Genomic DNA, 1,834 nt, shown 5'->3' on the forward strand with positions numbered 1-1,834 from the left:
CGGCCGCAGCAGGTGGTGGGTTCGGCCGGGGGCGGGCGCAGCGCCACCGCATGGGATTGCGCGCGGGCCTGCAGCGCGGCGAACCCAGCGCGTGCGCGGGCCAGGTCGGTGGCGACTTCGGTCATCGCATCGTCCCGCGCTCTCAGTAGCGGCGGCGGCCCCCATAGCGGCGCATGGCGTAGCGCACGAGGAACGCGCCGCCCAGCACCAGGGCGAACCAGCCCACCAGGTAGGCTTGCCGCATCATGTCCGCCACGCTGGACGACCGCGCCACGTAGGGTGCCAGCAGCACGATGAGGCCGATGAGCGCGCAGGTCACGCCCTTGAACAGCAACTCCTTGTCGTGCTTCTGATCGGGGCGGTGAACGGGGGGTGGGGGAAGGGGCATGTAGGCCAGTGCGGAAGGTGAAGACAGGGCCGATTATCCTTGTCGCCCTCGAACCCCCTCAAAAAAGCGAAAGACTCTCCATGGCCATCCAGTGGTTTCCCGGTCACATGCACCTCACGCGCAAGGCGATCGGCGAGCGCATCAAGGACATCGACGTGGTGATCGAACTGCTGGATGCGCGCCTGCCCGGCTCCAGCAGCAACCCGTTGCTGGCCGAGCTGACCGGGCACAAGCCGGCGGTCAAGGTGCTCAACAAGCAGGACGTGGCCGACCCCGCGCGCACGCCGCTGTGGCTCGACTGGTACAACGCCCGGTCGGAGACGCGCGCCATCGCGCTTGATGCGTCCGAGCCCGCGCCGGCGCGGCGCCTCATCGACGCCTGCCACCAGCTGGCGCCGCAGCGCGGCGGCATGGCCAAGCCGATGCGGGTGCTGATCTGCGGCATTCCGAACGTGGGCAAGTCCACGCTCATCAACACGCTCAGCCAGAAAAGCCAGGCCAAGACGGGCGACGAGGCCGGCATCACCAAGCTGGAGCAGCGCATCACGCTGGCCGACGACTTCTACCTGTGGGACACGCCCGGCATGCTGTGGCCGCGCATCACCGTGCCCGAAAGCGGCTTCAAGCTGGCCGCCAGCGGCGCCATCGGCCGCAATGCCTACGACGAGGAGGAGGTGGCGCTGGAACTGATCGGCTACCTCAAGCAGCACTACGTGCCGCTGATGGAGGCGCGCTACAAGCTGGGCCTGCCGGCAGGCGCGGTGGGAAACCTGCAGGACGAAGAGATCCTGGAGGCCGTGGCCCGCAAGCGCGGCGCCATCATGGCGGGCGGCCGCGTCAACCTGCAAAAGGCGGCCGAGCTGGTGATGACGGACTTTCGCACCGCCATCCTGGGCCGCATCACGCTGGAGACGCCCGAGGAGTTCGAGGTCTGGCAGGCCGAGGGCGCCCGGCAGGAGGCCTTGCGCGCCGCCAAGAAGGAAGCCCGGGGCCGCAAGCGCGGCAGCCGGGGCGGCGACGATGGCAATGGCCAGGGCGATTCGCAGGCGCCGGAGAGCGATGGCAACGGCGATGGGGGCGGGGACGGCGGCGGGGATTGACGCCCGGGCCTGCCGGCTTTGAGTCAAAACGGGCCCATGCCCTAGTATCGATTGCCTGTATTGCTATTAAATATATAGCAAATCAGGCGGTATCACCGCTCTGCGCCGTACCCCCGTGCGCCGCATGCAGGCGCTGCTCCAGCACCGTGAACCAGCGCAGCAGGCGGGCCGCGTGGTCCACGGCGTGGCGAGGCAGCGGGTGGCGCGGATCGGACTGCCGCTGGGCGCAGGTGATGCGCACCACCGGTGGCGCGCCGGGGGCGGCGGCCTCGATCTCCAGCTGGTAGGCGGCGTGCGCGTCGTCGGGCGCGTCGCCCGGCGCCTCGGTGCCGTTGCGCCAGCTCAG

At 69.6% G+C, this 1,834-nt stretch carries 2 protein-coding genes and 1 pseudogene; 1 reads left to right on the forward strand and 2 read right to left on the reverse strand.

Annotated elements, in window-relative coordinates:
- Positions 1-142: 142 nt before the first annotated feature.
- On the reverse strand, positions 143-388 hold the full coding sequence (locus AC27KI_RS23930; protein WP_284402592.1) for a hypothetical protein: 246 nt from the start codon (positions 386-388) through the stop codon (positions 143-145).
- 80 nt (positions 389-468) lie between these two features.
- Here AC27KI_RS23930 and ylqF point away from each other — a divergent pair, with 80 nt between their 5' ends.
- On the forward strand, positions 469-1,488 hold the full coding sequence (ylqF, locus tag AC27KI_RS23935) for a ribosome biogenesis GTPase YlqF (RefSeq protein WP_487116227.1): 1,020 nt from the start codon (positions 469-471) through the stop codon (positions 1,486-1,488).
- Between the two features lie 82 nt (positions 1,489-1,570).
- Here ylqF and AC27KI_RS23940 read toward each other — a convergent pair.
- Positions 1,571-1,834, reverse strand: a pseudogene (locus AC27KI_RS23940) (hypothetical protein); the annotation flags it as partial.

The organism is Acidovorax sp. KPB24-03 (assembly GCF_057546605.1).

Coding starts and splice junctions, on each gene's coding strand:
- AC27KI_RS23930 (WP_284402592.1), bottom strand. CDS start 388: ATGCCCCTTCCCCCACCCCCCGTTCACCGCCCCGATCAGAAGCACGAC.
- ylqF (WP_487116227.1), top strand. CDS start 469: ATGGCCATCCAGTGGTTTCCCGGTCACATGCACCTCACGCGCAAGGCG.